The sequence below is a fragment of the Tenacibaculum sp. genome, assembly GCF_048269885.1.
GTDB lineage: Bacteria > Bacteroidota > Bacteroidia > Flavobacteriales > Flavobacteriaceae > Polaribacter.
This window is the reverse complement of the sequence record NZ_JBLWTZ010000010.1, coordinates 1-17,123: the sequence shown is the minus strand read 5'-3', so window position 1 is coordinate 17,123 and position 17,123 is coordinate 1. Positions and strand designations below refer to the sequence as shown.

At 32.0% G+C, this 17,123-nt stretch carries 15 protein-coding genes; 7 read left to right on the top strand and 8 right to left on the bottom strand.

What is annotated here, in order from left to right; genetic code table 11:
* Window positions 1-41 precede the first annotated feature (41 nt).
* Window positions 42-530: a hypothetical protein gene (locus ACN0WY_RS09025; RefSeq protein ID WP_330489229.1), complete on the top strand. Its 489-nt coding sequence runs from the start codon at window positions 42-44 to the stop codon at window positions 528-530.
* Between the two features lies 1 nt (window position 531).
* On the opposite strand, the gene ACN0WY_RS09020 is transcribed toward ACN0WY_RS09025, so the two are convergent.
* Both ACN0WY_RS09020 and ACN0WY_RS09015 read right to left on the bottom strand, forming a co-directional pair.
* Window positions 532-1,527 carry a PLP-dependent cysteine synthase family protein gene (locus ACN0WY_RS09020; RefSeq protein WP_417800153.1) on the bottom strand — a complete coding sequence of 332 codons (996 nt, stop codon included), beginning with the start codon at window positions 1,525-1,527 and terminating at the stop codon, window positions 532-534.
* A 114-nt stretch (window positions 1,528-1,641) separates the two neighbouring features.
* Window positions 1,642-3,804: a S9 family peptidase gene (locus ACN0WY_RS09015; protein WP_417800152.1), complete on the bottom strand. Its 2,163-nt coding sequence runs from the start codon at window positions 3,802-3,804 to the stop codon at window positions 1,642-1,644.
* 74 nt (window positions 3,805-3,878) lie between these two features.
* Here ACN0WY_RS09015 and ACN0WY_RS09010 point away from each other — a divergent pair, with 74 nt between their 5' ends.
* Genes ACN0WY_RS09010 through ACN0WY_RS09000 form a run of 3 tightly spaced genes read left to right on the top strand, consistent with a single transcriptional unit; the run spans window position 3,879 to window position 4,843 of the window.
* Window positions 3,879-4,202, top strand: a complete 324-nt coding sequence (locus ACN0WY_RS09010; protein WP_330489231.1) for a YbaB/EbfC family nucleoid-associated protein — start codon at window positions 3,879-3,881, stop codon at window positions 4,200-4,202.
* A 6-nt stretch (window positions 4,203-4,208) separates the two neighbouring features.
* The gene (locus ACN0WY_RS09005; protein WP_417800151.1) at window positions 4,209-4,502 is read left to right on the top strand and encodes a DUF2752 domain-containing protein; all 294 of its coding nucleotides are present in this window, start codon (window positions 4,209-4,211) and stop codon (window positions 4,500-4,502) included.
* A gap of 14 nt (window positions 4,503-4,516) precedes the next feature.
* Window positions 4,517-4,843: a CCC motif membrane protein gene (locus tag ACN0WY_RS09000; RefSeq protein ID WP_125345467.1), complete on the top strand. Its 327-nt coding sequence runs from the start codon at window positions 4,517-4,519 to the stop codon at window positions 4,841-4,843.
* A gap of 46 nt (window positions 4,844-4,889) precedes the next feature.
* Here ACN0WY_RS09000 and ACN0WY_RS08995 read toward each other — a convergent pair whose 3' ends face one another.
* Genes ACN0WY_RS08995 through ACN0WY_RS08970 form a run of 6 tightly spaced genes read right to left on the bottom strand, consistent with a single transcriptional unit; the run spans window position 4,890 to window position 11,015 of the window.
* Entirely contained in the window at window positions 4,890-6,221 is a 1,332-nt protein-coding gene (locus tag ACN0WY_RS08995; protein WP_417800216.1) for a DUF58 domain-containing protein, read from the bottom strand.
* Between the two features lie 2 nt (window positions 6,222-6,223).
* The gene (locus ACN0WY_RS08990) at window positions 6,224-7,228 is read right to left on the bottom strand and encodes a MoxR family ATPase (RefSeq protein WP_330489233.1); all 1,005 of its coding nucleotides are present in this window, start codon (window positions 7,226-7,228) and stop codon (window positions 6,224-6,226) included.
* Window position 7,229: 1 nt separating this feature from the next.
* Entirely contained in the window at window positions 7,230-8,465 is a 1,236-nt protein-coding gene (locus ACN0WY_RS08985) for a DUF4350 domain-containing protein (RefSeq protein ID WP_417800150.1), read from the bottom strand.
* A gap of 4 nt (window positions 8,466-8,469) precedes the next feature.
* Entirely contained in the window at window positions 8,470-9,201 is a 732-nt protein-coding gene (locus tag ACN0WY_RS08980) for a DUF4129 domain-containing protein (RefSeq protein ID WP_417800149.1), read from the bottom strand.
* 4 nt (window positions 9,202-9,205) lie between these two features.
* A complete protein-coding gene (locus tag ACN0WY_RS08975; protein ID WP_330489236.1) occupies window positions 9,206-10,057 on the bottom strand; it encodes a hypothetical protein in 852 nt (283 codons plus the stop codon).
* The gene (locus tag ACN0WY_RS08970; RefSeq protein WP_417800148.1) at window positions 10,050-11,015 is read right to left on the bottom strand and encodes a stage II sporulation protein M; all 966 of its coding nucleotides are present in this window, start codon (window positions 11,013-11,015) and stop codon (window positions 10,050-10,052) included. Before ACN0WY_RS08970 ends, ACN0WY_RS08975 begins: the two co-directional genes overlap by 8 nt.
* A gap of 119 nt (window positions 11,016-11,134) precedes the next feature.
* Here ACN0WY_RS08970 and ACN0WY_RS08965 point away from each other — a divergent pair, with 119 nt between their 5' ends.
* From ACN0WY_RS08965 to ACN0WY_RS08955, 3 genes are all read left to right on the top strand, one after another.
* Window positions 11,135-11,851, top strand: a complete 717-nt coding sequence (locus ACN0WY_RS08965) for an RDD family protein (RefSeq protein ID WP_417800147.1) — start codon at window positions 11,135-11,137, stop codon at window positions 11,849-11,851.
* Between the two features lie 191 nt (window positions 11,852-12,042).
* The gene (locus tag ACN0WY_RS08960) at window positions 12,043-15,459 is read left to right on the top strand and encodes a hypothetical protein (protein WP_417800146.1); all 3,417 of its coding nucleotides are present in this window, start codon (window positions 12,043-12,045) and stop codon (window positions 15,457-15,459) included.
* A gap of 6 nt (window positions 15,460-15,465) precedes the next feature.
* Window positions 15,466-17,123: DUF6443 domain-containing protein (locus tag ACN0WY_RS08955; protein WP_417800145.1), on the top strand; the 1,658-nt coding region annotated here is incomplete at its 3' end.

Sequence of the window (17,123 nt, the reverse complement as noted above, 5' to 3'; positions counted from 1 at the left end):
CACTAACTGTTAGTTCTATTTTTATAGTGTATTTAGTTTATATGAAAAAGATTTTTAAAAATAACAGAAGATTAAAATACACTGATTTTATCAATCAGTTTTTTATACTAATTCCCATAGCTTTATTCTGGTCTCTACTAATTGATTTAATTACGTGGTCAAAACCAGAGGTTATGGATATTATAAAATTTATAATAATCTTTGAATTTGCCATCATTATCAAAATATTTATCTACATCTCTAGAGTAAAATTAGATAGTATTTATATCGATTATGATAACCAAAGTTTGGTTATCAATAAATTTTTAGGTTTTAATTCTTGTAGAAAAACATCTTTAAAATTAGATGAATTAGTAGTTTCTAAAATAAATCACTCCCCATTTATATCTTTTACTTTGTTTGTCTCTTTCATTATTAAAGACAACAAAAATCAGGTTAAACTATCTTCTACTTGCTATTATATTCATGAAAAAGACATTAGGGTAATTCATAAAAAGTTAAGTACCCTACATGGTATCAACTATTTATAAACTACAAAAAACCTTGTTCTTTCATCCACTTATTCGAATAAATCTTATTCATATAACGAGAACCGTGATCTGGTAAAATTACTACCACCACACTATTTTCATCAAAAAACCCGTTATCGGCGTATTGTTGTGTAGCCTGTAAGGCTGCTCCTGAAGTGTAGCCTGCGAAAATTCCTTCAGTTTTCACTAACTCTCTGGCTTTTAATGCTGCTTCTTTATCGGATACTTTTTCGTAGACATCTACCACATCGAAATCGGTAGAAGTAGGAATTAAGTTTTTACCTAAACCTTCTATTTTATATGGACTAATTTCATTGGCATCAAATTCACCCGTTTCATGGTATTTTTTAATTACAGATCCCATCGCATCTACTCCTAAAATTTGAATATCAGGATTCTGTTCTTTTAAGTATCGCGCAGTTCCAGAAATCGTACCTCCTGTTCCACTTGCAGCCACTACATGTGTTACTTTTCCTTCGGTTTGTTCCCAAATTTCTGGTCCTGTACTCTTATAATGCGCTTCAATATTTAATTCGTTAAAATATTGATTGATATAAATTGATCCTGGATTTTCTCTATGCAATCGTTTAGCTACTTCGTAATACGAACGAGGATCGTCAGGAGTAACATTTGCAGGACAAACATGCACTTCTGCTCCCATCGATTTTAGCATATCTATTTTATCTTGAGAAGACTTATCGCTCACTGCTAAAATACAGCGATACCCTTTTACAATACTAATCATTGCTAATGAAAACCCTGTGTTACCAGAAGTTGTTTCCACAATAATATCTCCTTCTTTTACAATTCCTTTCTCTTCAGCTGTTTCTATGATATGCAATGCAATTCGATCTTTAGCAGAGTGTCCTGGATTAAAAGCTTCAACTTTTGCATAGTAAGTACCCGGTAAATCTTGGGTAATGCGATGCAGTTGAATCATGGGAGTTTGACCTACTAAATCTATTATTGAATTGGTAATACCTTGATGTCTCTTCATTATAGTTTGTAAATAAGAAAAAGTGTCATTACGAAAAACGGACACGAAAAATCTGTTGAGATTGTTCGTTGCTTTCGCAATGACACTTACACTCAATCGAGCGCAAAAATATAATTATTTTTTTAACTTACCTTCTAACATTAAAAAGAACGTATATTCTTCCGCAGTTTCTTTTAATGCATCGAACCTTCCAGAAGCTCCTCCATGCCCTGCTTCCATATTCGTGTGTAAGAATAACATGTTGTTATCAGTTTTTAATTCACGTAGTTTCGCTACCCATTTTGCTGGCTCCCAATACTGCACTTGACTATCATGTAAACCTGTAGTTACTAACATATTAGGATATGCTTTTGCTTCAACTTGATCGTATGGAGAATACGATTTAATATAATCGTAGTATACTTTATCGTTCGGATTTCCCCATTCGTCATATTCTCCTGTGGTTAGTGGAATACTATCATCTAACATGGTAGAAATTACATCAACAAAAGGTACCGCAGCTATGATTCCGTTGTATAACTCCGGATTCATATTCACAATAGCTCCCATTAATAAACCTCCAGCAGAACCTCCCATAGCATACAAATGCTCTGGTGATGTATAGCCATTATCAATTAAATACTTAGAACAATCAATAAAATCGGTAAATGTATTTTTCTTGTTCAACATTTTACCATCTTCGTACCATTCACGTCCTAAATACTGACTTCCTCTAATATGCGCTAATGCATATACAAATCCGCGATCTAATAAACTTAAACGTGTTGTTGAAAACCCGTCGTTTATTGTATACCCATAAGAACCATATGCATATTGTAATATTGGTGTGTTTTTATCAAGCTTCGTATCTTTATGGTGTACAATTGATAACGCTACTTTTTTACCATCGCGAGCAGGTACCCAAATACGCTTGCTTACATAATTATTTTTATCAAATTTCCCTCCTAAAACTTCTTGTTCCTTTTTGATTTCTTTTGATTTATCTTTCATATTGAAATCGATTACTGAACTTGGAGTTGTCATTGAGTTATACGAATAACGGATTACCTCTGTATCAAATTCAGGATTACCATATACTCCTGCTGAATAGGTTTCTTCATCAAAAGGTAAGTAGTAATCTTCTGTTCCATCCCATCGTTTGATACGGATTTTATTCAATCCTTCATTTCTTTCTTCTAAAACTAAATAATCTTTAAAAATTGAGAAGTCTTCAAATAACGTATCTTCTCTATGTGGAATTACATCTACCCAATTTTCTTTTCCAGGCTTATCTATAGGAGTTTTCATCAACTTAAAATTGGTTGCTCCGTCCTTGTTAGTTTTAATGTAAAAATAATCTCCGTAGTGTGCTACTTCATATTCTAAATCACGCTCACGTGGTTGAATTATTTGTAATTCTCCATCAGGATTGTTAGCATCTAACACATGGTATTCTGTTGAAACTGTACTATACGAACCTATTATGATATACTCCTTAGATTTTGATTTGGTAACAAAAGCTCCGAACGTATCATCTTTTTCTTCATACACTAATTCATCTAAAGCTGCATCAGAACCCAACGTGTGTTTATAAATTTTTGAAGAACGTAAAGTTACAGGATCTTTTTTAGCATAAAACAACGTTTTATTATCATTTGCCCAAACCGATCCTCCTGTAGTATTTTCGATAATGTCTTTATAAATCTTACCCGTTTCTAAATTTTTAATTCTGATAAAATATTGACGACGACTAACTGTATCTGTAGCAAAAGCCACCATTTTATTATCTGGTGACACATTTAATCCTCCTAACTGAAAATAATCATATCCCTCTGCTTCATTATTTACATTGAACATGATTTCTTCCTCTGCTTCTAAAGTTTCTTTTTTACGGCTATAAATTGGATACTGTTGTCCTTTTTCATAACGAGTAATGTAAAAATATCCGTCTTTTTTGTATGGTACAGATTCATCATCTTCTTTAATACGACCTTTCATTTCTTGAAATAACTCCTCTTGAAACTCTTTCGTTTCTTTCGTCATTTCATCGTAAAAAGCATTTTCTGCATTTAAATAATCGTATACTTTTTGAGTTTGTTCATCTTTTAGTTTCGCATTTTTTTGAGCATCTGTTAAACGCATCCAAAAGTAATCATCAGTACGAACATCTCCATGTTTCTCTAACTTAGTCGGTTGCTTTTCAGCAACTGGGGCTTTGATATCTTTATTCATTTCTTGTTTTTTGCAAGAACCAAAAATAAGACTAAAAACTAAAGCCGACAGCATTATTTTTTTCATTTTTTAAGTTGGTTTATATTTCTTGTGAAAATACTATTTTTGTTGTTAAGTAAATCATAAAAAACTGTACAAGAATGTTTGGAGATATTTCTGGAATGATGGGCAAACTACAAGAAGCTCAACAAAAAGTAGAAGAGACTAAAAAACGATTAGACACCGTTTTAATTGACGAAGCAATTGCTGGAGGAAATGTAAAAGTTACCGTAACTGCTAATCGTGAAATAAAAGCGATTACAGTCGATGAATCTTTGTTAGAAGATAAAGAAGAACTAGAAGATTACTTAATCTTAGCGCTAAACAAAGCATTGAAACGTGCTGGTGAAATTAACGAACAAGAATTAGCTATCGCTGCTAAAAGCGGAATGCCAAACATTCCAGGAATGGATATGTTTAAATAACAAATTATGCCGTTACAATTAGAAGATTATATGTTTCCCTGCTTAAACAAAAAACTCTTTGGATTTGATTGTTTGGGTTGTGGTATACAGCGTGCTTTGAGTTTCCTTTTACATGGAGAGTTTGTTGCAGCTTTTAAAATGTATCCTGCGATATACACCTTGCTACTTTTAGCTTTTGTTGTAAGTATTAACTTCTTCTACAAAGTAAAATATGCTCAAAAAATAATCAGTATATTGGCTATCATTAACATACTCATTATTGTGAGTAGTTATGTTATAAAAATGAATCAATTAATTTAAACTTTAGAAAAACTATGGAAAAACAAAAACTACCAAATTCAACTACAGCCTTAGTTTTAGGTATCTGCTCTATTGTAACCTGCTGTTGTTATGGGGTTATTGGGCTACCTTTAGGAATTATTGCTTTGGTTTTAGGTAACAAAGCTATTAAATTGGATAACGAAAACCCTGACATGTACGAGGGAGTAAAAAATGCCAATACAGGTAAAATATTGGGTATTGTAGGTATTGTATTAAACGTTATTTTTATAGCTTACATTATTTGGATTATTTCAATGATTGGAATGGATGCTTTAGGAAATCCAGAATTACTACAAGAAAGATTACAAGAGCTACAATAATTCTGCATCAATAAAAAAATAAAAAAGCGACCAATGGTTGCTTTTTTTATATCATCCCTTTGGCTTTAAACTCAAGGTATTTATTTATTACATTCACCGATAAATGTTGTGGTTTGGTTAAGATAGCATGTACCGCATTTTTCTCTAACTCTTTTATCATCAACCGTTTTTCGTAAGCATATTTTTCAGCAATCGTTTTGTGATACACACTTTGTAAATCTTCTGCATTTTCAGTGATTAACGTATCCAACTCCGTATTTTCAAAAAAAACAGTTACCAATAGGTGCTTTTTAGCTATCGCTTTTAAATAGGGTAATTGTCGTTTTAAGGCAGATATATGCTCAAAGTTCGTATATAAAATTAGTAAGCTTCGTTGATTTATTTTTCGTTTAATATTGGCATACAACAGTGCAAAATTAGCATCTGAAAAATCGGTTGTAATATTATACAACTCTTCGTTGATGACCGATAAGTTTGTTTTCTTATTACTGGCTGCTACTATTTTTTCTACTTTTTTAGAAAAAGTCAGCATCCCAGCTTTATCATTCTTTAATAAAGCTATGTTTGAAAAAGCTAACGTTGAGTTAATGGCATAGTCTAATAACTTTAATCCCTCAAAAGGCATTTTCATCACACGACCTAAATCGATAATAGAATATATGGGTTGTGATTTTTCATCTTGATATTGATTCACCATCAACTCTGCTCTTTTAGCCGTTGCTTTCCAGTTTATAGTACGTACATCATCACCAGGAATGTAGTTTTTAATCTGTTCAAACTCCATAGTATGCCCAATGCGTCGAATTTTCTTCATACCAAATTCGGTTAAGTTATTGTGCATTGCCAAAAATTCATACTTTTTCATTTGTATGTACGACGGGTATACTTTTACACTTTCTTCCGCAGAGAATGAATAACGTTTAGAAAACATCTGCAAAAAAGAAGACACAAATACATTTACTTTTCCAAAGGTATACTCTCCTCTTTCAACAGGTCTAACAGCATAGGTATAGGTTGATTTCTCTCCGGGTTTCAAAGACATTGCATGTTCAAAATCTCTTTTTTGAAATTGTACTGGCAATTCATCAATCAACGAAATAAAAACTTGAAACGGATAGTTATTTTCAAGCCTAATGGCTATTTCATTAGCATCTGAATTCGATAATTTTTCTGATGCAATTCTTTTCGCTGAAAACCCGTTTTTAAATCGATATAAAATGAGCACATCAACACACATCGCTATCACAAATAACCACACAAGCATCCACGTTGCTGCATAGAGCGCAGGAATCCAAAACGACACTAAAAACAATGCCGAAATTACGCTTATATAGATAAAAAAGCGATTGTGTACGTATAACGATTTAAAGAATTGAATCACTATCTTGGAACTTCTACAGATTGTACAATCATTTCAATCACCTTATCGGCTGTCATTCCTTCCATTTCGCGTTCAGGAGTTAACATAATTCTATGGCGTAATACAGGGTAAATACTCTTCTTTACATCTTCTGGAATTACAAAATCACGTCCGTTAATGGCTGCAAATGCTTTAGATGCCATCAATACTGCAATACTTGCTCTTGGTGAACCTCCTAAATACAAATGTGCATTGTTTCGCGTATTAGAAATAAGTTGTGCTATGTATTTGATAATTTTTTCTTCTACCAACACCTCAAAAACCTTGCTTCTGTATTCTAATAACTCAGCTTCTGTTAACACAGCTTCCACTTTCGTTTGCGGTAACGCTCCTTTTCGTTCGTTATGAGCAGTAATGATTTGTATTTCTTCTTCTAAATTTGGGTATCCAACATTTATTTTGAATAAGAAACGGTCTAATTGCGCCTCTGGTAAGGCATACGTCCCCTCCTGTTCTATTGGGTTTTGAGTTGCCAATACCATAAAGGGAGGATTCATTACATAACGCTCACCATCCATCGTGATTTGTTTCTCTTCCATCACCTCAAACAATGCTGCTTGCGTTTTAGCTGGTGCTCTGTTAATTTCATCAATCAACACAATGTTAGAAAAAATTGGACCTTTTTTAAACTCGAAATCAGATGTTTTCATGTTTAGTACCGAAGTTCCTAATACATCCGAAGGCATTAAGTCTGGCGTAAACTGAATTCGACTGAAATCGGTTGCTATGGTTTTTGCCAATAATTTTGCTGTTACTGTTTTAGCAACTCCAGGAACCCCTTCAATCAACACATGTCCGTCAGCCAATAATGAAACCAACAACAACTCCATAAACTCTTCTTGCCCTACAATTACTTTTCCTAACTGTTCTTTAATTTGAATCACAGCTTCTTTTAATTTCGACAAGTCTACTCTGCTTGAAAATAACTCATTCGTATTTTCTATTGGATTGTTTTCTGTTTGCATCCTATTCTTTTTTATATGCTTTAAAATCTTCAATAGCTTTATTTAGAGCTACTAAATCTTCTTCGGTTATACTTGATTTTGATTGTATTTGCTGTATCTTTTCAAATAAGGCAACTACTTTTTCTTCTGAATTACCACTTCTTCTTGCAAGGTTTTTATAAAAACGCTCATCTATTTTTAAAGTTGATAATCGATATTTGATTCTGATATACTCTAAAAAATAGTTGATTTTATGTTCTGCTATATTTTTATGATCTGATTTCTCGTAATACATATTGGCTATGGTACGTGTAAAAGCCAATGTTTGATTTTTTAACGGGGTAATAACAGGAATTAATCGCTGATTACGCTTTCCTTTAAAAATAATAAAGAACAACACTCCTATCAACCCTATATAATATGCCCACTTTAACGATTGGGTTGATAAAATATAATGCATAGGAGAAGTAATTCTACTTTTTCCTGTTTTATAATAAGTATCCCATAAAATGGTGCTATTACTATTAGAGCCAGTCCCAGCTTCATTTTTTTGCTGGTTATTTAAATATGATAATACATTAGCTACGTACTCATAATTATTATCTAACAACATGTTATAATTCGTAAATGCCTGTGGAAATGTATGTAAATAGAAGTTTCCTCGACCGTGTTTTACTTTGATAAAGTTTGGTTTTTTACTGATAATAGAATCATTTTCATTCCTCACTATCAACTCACCTAAAACAGTTGTATTAAGAGTATCTACTTCAGAAAAATATAATTTTGAAAAATCTCTATCAAAATGATATTCTTTTCCACCAAAAATAGGATTACTCATTTTTTGATAGGCCTTTTCCTCAAACGCTGAAGTAGTTAAATAGCTTGTTTGAATCTGTAATGTATCTAAATGTATGCCGTTTGTTGCTATAAATACATCATTCCCTCTATCTGTAAACTCTAAAAGCTGATTCAACTCATCTTTTTCTAAATTTACTTTATTATCAAGAAAAAAATAGGTTCCGTTATTCGTATCGTCTTTTAAATATACATACGGATTTTGGTAGATATCTTTGACTTCACTTTTAGGAAATAAACTCGGCATTTCTTTATGCAATACATAGGTACCATACGGAATTTTATGTTTTGCAGCATAACTTGGATACCAATTGATTTCTTTAGGTTTTACAGACTCTACATAAAAAATACTGAGCACTATAAGCACCAACAGACCAATGTATATTTTTAGTTTTTTATCCAATTGACTATATTTTAGCTAGCGTATTTTTAAAGTTATTCTCCGCTTGTAAGAATTTTTCTTTATCTATAAAAAACTCACCATACCACACATAATCATACAGATAAGTTAACTCTTTAAAATCTGTATATAATTGTTTTTTTGATGATAACTCTTTTATATAGTCTTCGTTTGTTTTTTCTTGTTGCCAAGAAATAAGCTCTTTATCTGACAGTTTTTTTAACAGCAACAAATAATAATAACGTACTGCTAATTGATAGTTTCCTTCTGAAATTGCTTTCTGAATTAACTTTGGTAAATCTTTATCTTTAATTAACACCTCTTCTTCTGATAAGTGTACGATAGGTTTAGTCTTTTTACCATCAATAATATTGCGTGCATTTACTTTTAAAAAGAATTTAATAATGAAGAAGAGTACGAGTCCTGCTATTACGTAAGGTAAAATTTTTAAAACAACACGTAAAAACCCTACTGCTGGGGTAATATCATCAAAGATATAAGAGAGAATTTTTATAATTGTTCGTTTTACCCAATCCCATATTTTTTCTAAAATAGTAGGTTCTCTTTTTTCTACGATGTATCTAAATTCATCTTTTTCTTTGTACTCCTCAATTTTTTGAGCATCAAACTTTTTTTGTTCAATAATCGTATCATCATATTGCACCTCTGCTTTTTCTTCTTGAGAAAAAACAGTGATTGAACAAATAAAAAACGCTATGTAAAAAAGAAACTGCTTCAAAAGATTACTGTCCTATACTATCAATTCTTTCTATTGTTCCAGTAAGATTTTTTCTTTCATTAATATCGAAATACAAAAGTACATTGGTTATTAAAGTAATCGAATAAAATAGTAGCTGACCTGCTATTGAAATAACATTTAAAACCAAATAAATCGGATCCCCAAAAAAGCCCAAAACTTGCGCTGGATCATCACTTCCTGAACCTATTCCCATACTTATTAACTGATAAATGGTTGCTGGTATTTGAAATACGTACCCTAAAACACTCACTAAAATAGACACAACAAAAATGACCCCAAAAGTTTCCCAAAAATACCCACTTATAAAGTTGAAGCATTTCCCTACCGCTCCAGAAGCTGTTTCATTTTCAAATACTAAAATAGACGCTCCTAACGATAATGCTGGCCACGTATAAAATATTGGTAATACACATAGCATAGCACTAGCAAATAATATCAATCCTGCTAAAATACCAAATCCCGTAAACGACCAAAATTTTGCTTTTGTATTAGTAATAACATCTTCTTGCCTAACTATTCCCTTATTATTTATATAAGATTTGATATAATACATACCTGCCAAGTTTATAAAAACAATGGCTACTAAATAAGCAATCATCATAATAAACACTGACCCCATCATTCCAACAACTGCACTTTTTTCTTGACTAATTAATGAAGCCATTGACATCATGTAATAAATCATAGAAGCAACCGCTATAACAATTGGTATTGCTGCTACTTTTAAAATGGTTAAAAAGAACTGTTTCCCTTCTAATCGTATAAACTTAAAAGCATCTGAAATAATACTTCCTAAATCTCTTTCTTTTTTAAACTCTACGTATTCTTTATGCATGGGTTTGTTGATTTTTATAAACTTTAATTGGGTATATGACGTAATAAAATATAATGAGTGCTAATGAGCCAGCAATAACTAAAATGGCTAACCAATCGGGCATTTCGGTATGCCGGGTTACAAAACCTTCTAAAAATCCTGCAACAATAAAAAACGGTATGGTACTTACCATTATTTTTAATCCATCTTTCATACTTCTTTTAAACGATTCTAATCTTGAATAGGTCTTAGGAAATAATAATCCGTTCCCTAATACCAATCCGGCACATCCTGCAATAATAATTACTGATATTTCTATGGTTCCGTGAATCCAAATAGTTCTTGACGATTCCCAAAACAACCCTTTATCATAAAAGAAATACAAAAACGAACCTAACATTATTCCGTTTTGCATCATAATGTATAAGGTTCCTACCGAAAATAGCATTCCTAATACAAAGGCATACATGGCTACTTTTATATTATTTACAGTAATTCCAATAAACATATCTACTTCATTAGCTTTCTTATACACAGCCATTGGATCTCCGTTTTCAATATTTTCTAAAGTCATGTTTACATAACCATCTCCTAAAATCAAACGGACAAAATCAATATCTGTTGCGGCTGAAAAAGCACCACAAATAGAGAAAAAAGCAAATACTAAAAACGCTATCAATAATTGTTTTTGGTAGCTATAAAACATCAAAGGAAATTCCGTTTTAAAAAAACTTATAAACCTGTTTTTACTTTCTTTTTTAGTTTTATAAATTTTTTGATGTGCTGCCGATGCTATTGAATTCAAGTATATCACCGTATTTCCGTTCGGGTAAAAGGTTTTGGCATAACTCAAATCATCAGTTAATTCCACATATAAATCAGATAATTTATCTGGTGAAATAACTGTTTTGTTATACAGCGCATCTTCAAAAAGTTGCCACTTTTCTTTATTTTTATTTACAAAAGCAGCTTCTCTCATGAGTTAAAAAAATTAAAGCATGTTTGTTGAGAAGTTTCTCTAATCATAGAATATTTTTATCTTCGCTAAACTAAAAAAAGTTGCATAAATATCAACAAAAAAAAGCGAAAAACTAGTTCATGGATAATTTTCAAATAGAAACAGCCCAAAATATTGCTATCAGTCAAAATGTAGCTCATGTTACCACTCGTATTGGTTCATATTTAATTGATGCGTTATTTATTGTTGGGTACTACATTATCGTTGCTATTATAATAGGGATGTTAGATATTCCCATGAGTATGGAATACATGAGTCTCTTTGTTTTACTTGGGCTCCCTGTATTCTTTTACAGCTTACTTTTTGAGGTGTTGATGAACGGACAAACACCTGGTAAATACTTCAACCAAATAAGAGTGGTTAAATTAGATGGTTCTAAACCTACTTTTGGAAGTTATTTAATTAGATGGTTACTACGTTTTGTTGATTTTACTTTAGCTAGTGGTTCTGTTGCAGTTCTTACGATTTTATTAAACGGAAAAGGGCAACGTTTAGGGGATATTGCTGCAGGAACTACTGTAATATCTGAAAAGAAAAGAATTACTTTAAAAGATACTATTGCTAGCGATGTAGTCGATAACTATACACCTAGCTATTCACAGGTAACACTATTGAGTGATAATGATATTCATACCATTACAAGAGTATACAGAGATGCCATGAAGAAAAGAAATCACAAAGTAATTTTAAAACTACATACAAAAATTATTGAGTTAACAGGAATTACCACAGAGCAAAAACCTGCTCAATTTATAGATACTGTGATTAAAGATTATCATTATTACGCGAGGCAGTAAAACTACATTGTGTTTCCTAAAAAAGGAATAATTAAAATTCTACCTCTTTGCTTTTATTTACTTCAATTTTATAAAAACTTTGTTTTTCTCCTAACTATTTACTTCTCATCTTTTTTATCTGCAAAAAATCTGTAACTTTACCTTGCTAAAAAAGACATATAATATAATTGCTCATTTTCAACACTTTTTTTATGAAAAAAAACATGCTAGGCATCTTAGTCATGCTATATTCTTTTACTTTTTATGGTCAATACAGTTCTTCCTTTGGGTTGCCAAATGTAGTACCTCCATCACCTGAAGCTTCTGCTTTGTCTAAATTTATTAATATTCCTATATCTCACTACACAGGACTTCCTAATATTTCTATTCCTATTTACACCATAAGTGAAAAAGGAATACAAATACCTATAAGCTTAAGTTATCATGCCAGAGGTATAAAAGTTTCTGAGGTGGCTTCAAGAACAGGAAGTAATTGGTCTTTGATATATGGAGGAAGTATATCAAGACAAGTTAGAGGTAAAGCAGATGATACAGGTTATAATAATGGTTATTTAAAAAATAAAACTGAGTTTTTAACTTATGCTTCTAACCTACAAACAAGACAAAATGTTCAATCTAGAGAAGATTTAGATCCTGGATATGACTTTTATCCAGATCAATTTAGCTTTAACGCTGGTGCTACTAGTGGTAAATTTATATTAAACTATGAAAATGAACAACCTCTAATACAAAGCTTTGACGATGTAACAGTAACTTTCGAAAAAGAAAATGGAAAAATAGCTTCTTTTAAAGTAATTGACTCACAAGGAAATACTTTTTATTACGGTGTTTCGAAAGATGGCTTAAGGACAGCAAGAGAATATCAAACCTCTGTAGGTTGGTCTATTTATTTCGATGGTAATGTTGTAGATGACCCTGCGAGTACATCTTCTGAAATCATATATAACTCATGGAAGTTAATGGACATTGAAACTCCTTATGGAGAATTAATTAGCTATAACTATAACAACATAGGTAATTTTGTTAATTACAATAAATCATACGATAAACATGATGTTACAGGTACTCAAGTTACTAATACTTCTTCAGGAATGGGAGATATTAAGAAAATTAACACACGCCTTACTAAAACGAATAATTATAGTCAAGAATTAGAATCAATTACTTTTAGTAAGGGGAAAATAGTATTTACCAAAAGTACAGCTTTACGAGAAGATTATAATGGCCACTCTTTAGATAAAATAGCCATTTACGACGTAAATGACACACTCTTAAAAGCTTTCAAATTAAATTATTCCTATACTACGAGTACAGATCAAAATAATGTTTTAAATTATATAAAAAGTAGTTCATTAATTTTTGATAAATCTTTAAAACGATTATTTCTAAGTTCTGTAGAAGAAGAAAGTAAAACAGGACAAAAATTACCTCCTTATCAGTTTACTTATAACCCAACAGTTTTACCCAGCAGGTTCTCAACTTCTCAGGATTATTGGGGATATTATAATGGTGCCGACAATGGTCCTTTTTTAAGAATGTTTGAATACGGTTTTTACAAACCCGATAGAAGAGTTGACCCTGAAAAATCTGAAGCTGGACTATTAAAAGAAATAACACATCCTACAGGAGGTAAAACAAAATTTACTTATGAAGACAATATTGGGTTTGCTCCTCCTTTTTTAGCAAGTGTTAAAGTTCCTGCAATAAACCCTGGAAATGATACAAACTATGTATTCACAAAAAGTGATTTTTTAACTCCAGCTGGGAGCTACGAAACAAAAACACTAAGTATACCCGATGGCGCTGTTACTTTTAAAGCAGAATGCATGCACTTAAGAGACATAGACGATACCACCACCCCTGATTGTCTTTTTGAATTTGCTGTTAATAATGGACCTGTAGATATTAATACCGAAGTAACTTTTAACCCTGGAGTAAGTAACACAATAACTATTTCTGTATATGTACCCAGACACCCAGGAGTTGATCCTAATTTACATTTAGATAACAAATATGATTTTAGAATAGTTGTTGATGTTAAAAAATCGTTTGAAACTGGTTCTCGTCAAATATATGCCGGTGGAAAACGCATAAAAAAAATAGAAACTATTACTGAGGGTAAAACCACGGTTAAAGAGTACGAATATGGAATCAACTTAAATGTTGGTGATGAATTTTCTTCAGGTAGTAGTGGCTTTGTAAATGGCTTACCAGAATACATCAATACTTCAAAATATAATGAATTTCAAACACTTACACATTACTATACTTCAAGTAGTAGTTATGGAAGCTTCCAACCTAACTCAATAGGCTATACTGAAGTTACTGAATACCATGGAACTAAAGACAATAATTTAGGAAAAACAGAATATGTTTTTACCAACTTTGAAGATAGCCGAGATGATTATTATGAGTTTCCTTACTACCCCCCTACAGATAATGAATGGTTACGAGGAAAAAACATAAAAACTAAAGTATATGGAAAAACCTCCGGAGGCTCAAATTATAAATTGTTAAAAGAAATTTATAATAAATATACATATGGCAACGTAGTTTATCTAAACGATTTTCTTTACAGAGGTCTTATACACATTGATGACCCTGCTTTTGTTTTTATGCCAAAAAGTAAGAGTTACGAGTGGGTTGAAAATGATAATACCGTACAAATAGAAAAAAACAGCACCTCTTTTAAAGTTCCTTTTTTTATGAGACAACGATACGACTCTAATTTTCCTTCAAATACACCAGGTTATCGAATCTACTATTTAACAGGGGGTACTGTAAACTTAGATTATTCTATAGAAACTAGTTATTTTGATTCAGGAAGTACGGAAACTATTACTAATTATTTTTATAACTACGACAAACATTATCAACTAAGCAAAACAAAACGAACACATAGTAATGGGGATGTTATACTTAACGAAACAATATATCCTCAAGATAAGGTTTCTGGTCTAACTGCTGCTGAACAATCATTAGTAAACAGTCATCGTTTTACACCTATTGAAAGCTATTCTTTTAAAGATATTGATAGCGATAATATAAGAGATAGAAATGAAGTATTATCTTATCAAAAAACAGAGTATATTAACGATAATGGTTCAGGAATAACCTTACCTAGTATTGTAAAAACGTTAAAAGGGGTCGCTGGCACAAGTAATGCAATACAAGATAGAGTTGTGTATCATAAATATGACAGTAAAGGCAATCCTACAGAGGTTAGTAAAAAAGATGGTACTAAGATTTATTATCTATGGGGCTATCAACAAACACAGCCAATCGCTAAGATAGAAAACTATACCGATACCGAGTTAGCCAACATTCAAAGTTTGATTTATGCAGCTGTATCTGCTTCTAATAATGATACAGATACCGCTTCTGAAAACAATTTAAGAACAGCTTTAAACCATATTAGAAACAATGCTAATATGGTAAACAGTCAAATAACCACTTTTACCTATGATCCATTAGTTGGAGTTACCAGTATCACCGATCCAAGAGGACAAACTATATACTATGAATATGATGATTTTAACCGATTAAAATTCATAAAAGATACCGACGGGAATCTTTTACAAGAACATAAGTACAACTATAAAAACTAAGAAGCTATGAAAAGAATTTTATTTATTTACACTCTCTTGTTAAGTAGCACAATGTTTTCACAAGAGGCCAATATTGTAAAAAGCGACTATACCGTTTCTGGAAACAATACAATAACAGCTACCAATAGTATTACTCTAAAACCGACTACTTGGATACAGTTAGGTAGTACCTTTAGAGCTTATATAGTTGAAGATCCTTATACTCCCTTAGTTTTTAGCAACGAAAACTATGTGTTTACAAGAGCGTATCAAAACCCTATGACAAGCCCTGCTGGAATAACCCAAAACAAAGATGTACAAGAAAGTATTACGTATTTTGATGGTTTAGGAAGAGCCAAACAAAGTATTGGCATAAAACAATCTCCTAACCAAGAAGATATTATTACCCATATAGAATACGATGAATTTGGGCGTCAAACTAAAGAATATTTACCGTATGCTGTTGAAAGTGCTAATGGGGCAATTATAACAGGGGATGTGGTTGCGGCTACAAACAATTATTACAAAACAAATTTCCCCGCAGATATTGATGCACTTACCCCTAACCCTTATTCCGAAAAACAGTTGGATAATTCTCCTCTAAACAGAGTTCTTAAACAAGCGGCTCCAGGAGAAGACTGGAAATTAGGGAACGGACATGAAATTGAGTTTGTATATGATGTCAATACAGCTACCGAAGTAAAAAACTACTATGTGACTACTTCTTTTGCCGATAACACCTATACTCCTACTCTAAAACTCAGTACAGTAAACAATGGGAATTATACAACAGGAGAACTCTATAAAACGGTTACTAAAGAGGAAAATCATGGAGGAGGTACAAGTAAGCTCCACACCACCGAGGAGTTTAAAAACAAACAAGGACAAGTTATTTTAAAACGAACCTTTGCTTTGGTAGCAGCAATTGAAACTCCTCACGATACCTATTATGTATATGATGATTTTGGAAACTTAACCTATGTATTACCCCCAAAGACAGACGCTCAAAATGATAAGCCAACTACAACAGAGCTGAACGAGTTATGTTATCAATATATATACGATCACAGAAACCGCTTGGTGGAAAAGAAAATACCAGGTAAAGGTTGGGAATATATCGTATACGATAAGCTAGACAGACCTGTACTTACACAAGATGCCAATTTAAGAAGTGTTAATAACAATACTATTGTTGATGATAAAAAATGGTTGTTTACTAAATATGATGCTCTAGGAAGAGTCATATATACTGGAATCTATACACATGGTTCAGTTATTACCCGAAAAGCAATGCAAACCTATTTTGACAGTCAAAATACTTCAAAACAAAAATACTATGAAGAAAAACTACCTAGTGTAGGAACATTCGGTATTTATTATAGCAATAGTGATTTTCCATCGACGAGTATAGAAGTACTCACTGTAAACTATTACGATAATTACACTTTTGATAGAGCTGGTGCTAATACTTCTGTAAGCAATATATATGGGGTAAATTCAACAACAAACCTAAAAAGCTTAGCTACAGGAAGCAAAGTAAAAGTGTTAGGAAGCTCTCCAACAAAATGGATTACTACACTTATCTATTATGACGAAAAAGCACGACCTATTTATGTGTATTCTAAAAATGATGAATTAGAAACTACCGATATTGTAGAGAGTAAGCTAGATTTTTCTGGTAAAGT

Excerpts from the sequence above, each read along its gene's own strand:
- ACN0WY_RS09025 (WP_330489229.1), top strand. The coding sequence starts at position 42 with ATGAAAAAGATTTTTAAAAATAACAGAAGATTAAAATACACTGATTTT.
- ACN0WY_RS09020 (WP_417800153.1), bottom strand. The coding sequence starts at position 1,527 with ATGAAGAGACATCAAGGTATTACCAATTCAATAATAGATTTAGTAGGT.
- ACN0WY_RS09015 (WP_417800152.1), bottom strand. The coding sequence starts at position 3,804 with ATGAAAAAAATAATGCTGTCGGCTTTAGTTTTTAGTCTTATTTTTGGT.
- ACN0WY_RS09010 (WP_330489231.1), top strand. The coding sequence starts at position 3,879 with ATGTTTGGAGATATTTCTGGAATGATGGGCAAACTACAAGAAGCTCAA.
- ACN0WY_RS09005 (WP_417800151.1), top strand. The coding sequence starts at position 4,209 with ATGCCGTTACAATTAGAAGATTATATGTTTCCCTGCTTAAACAAAAAA.
- ACN0WY_RS09000 (WP_125345467.1), top strand. The coding sequence starts at position 4,517 with ATGGAAAAACAAAAACTACCAAATTCAACTACAGCCTTAGTTTTAGGT.
- ACN0WY_RS08990 (WP_330489233.1), bottom strand. The coding sequence starts at position 7,228 with ATGCAAACAGAAAACAATCCAATAGAAAATACGAATGAGTTATTTTCA.
- ACN0WY_RS08975 (WP_330489236.1), bottom strand. The coding sequence starts at position 10,057 with ATGCATAAAGAATACGTAGAGTTTAAAAAAGAAAGAGATTTAGGAAGT.
- ACN0WY_RS08970 (WP_417800148.1), bottom strand. The coding sequence starts at position 11,015 with ATGAGAGAAGCTGCTTTTGTAAATAAAAATAAAGAAAAGTGGCAACTT.
- ACN0WY_RS08965 (WP_417800147.1), top strand. The coding sequence starts at position 11,135 with ATGGATAATTTTCAAATAGAAACAGCCCAAAATATTGCTATCAGTCAA.
- ACN0WY_RS08960 (WP_417800146.1), top strand. The coding sequence starts at position 12,043 with ATGAAAAAAAACATGCTAGGCATCTTAGTCATGCTATATTCTTTTACT.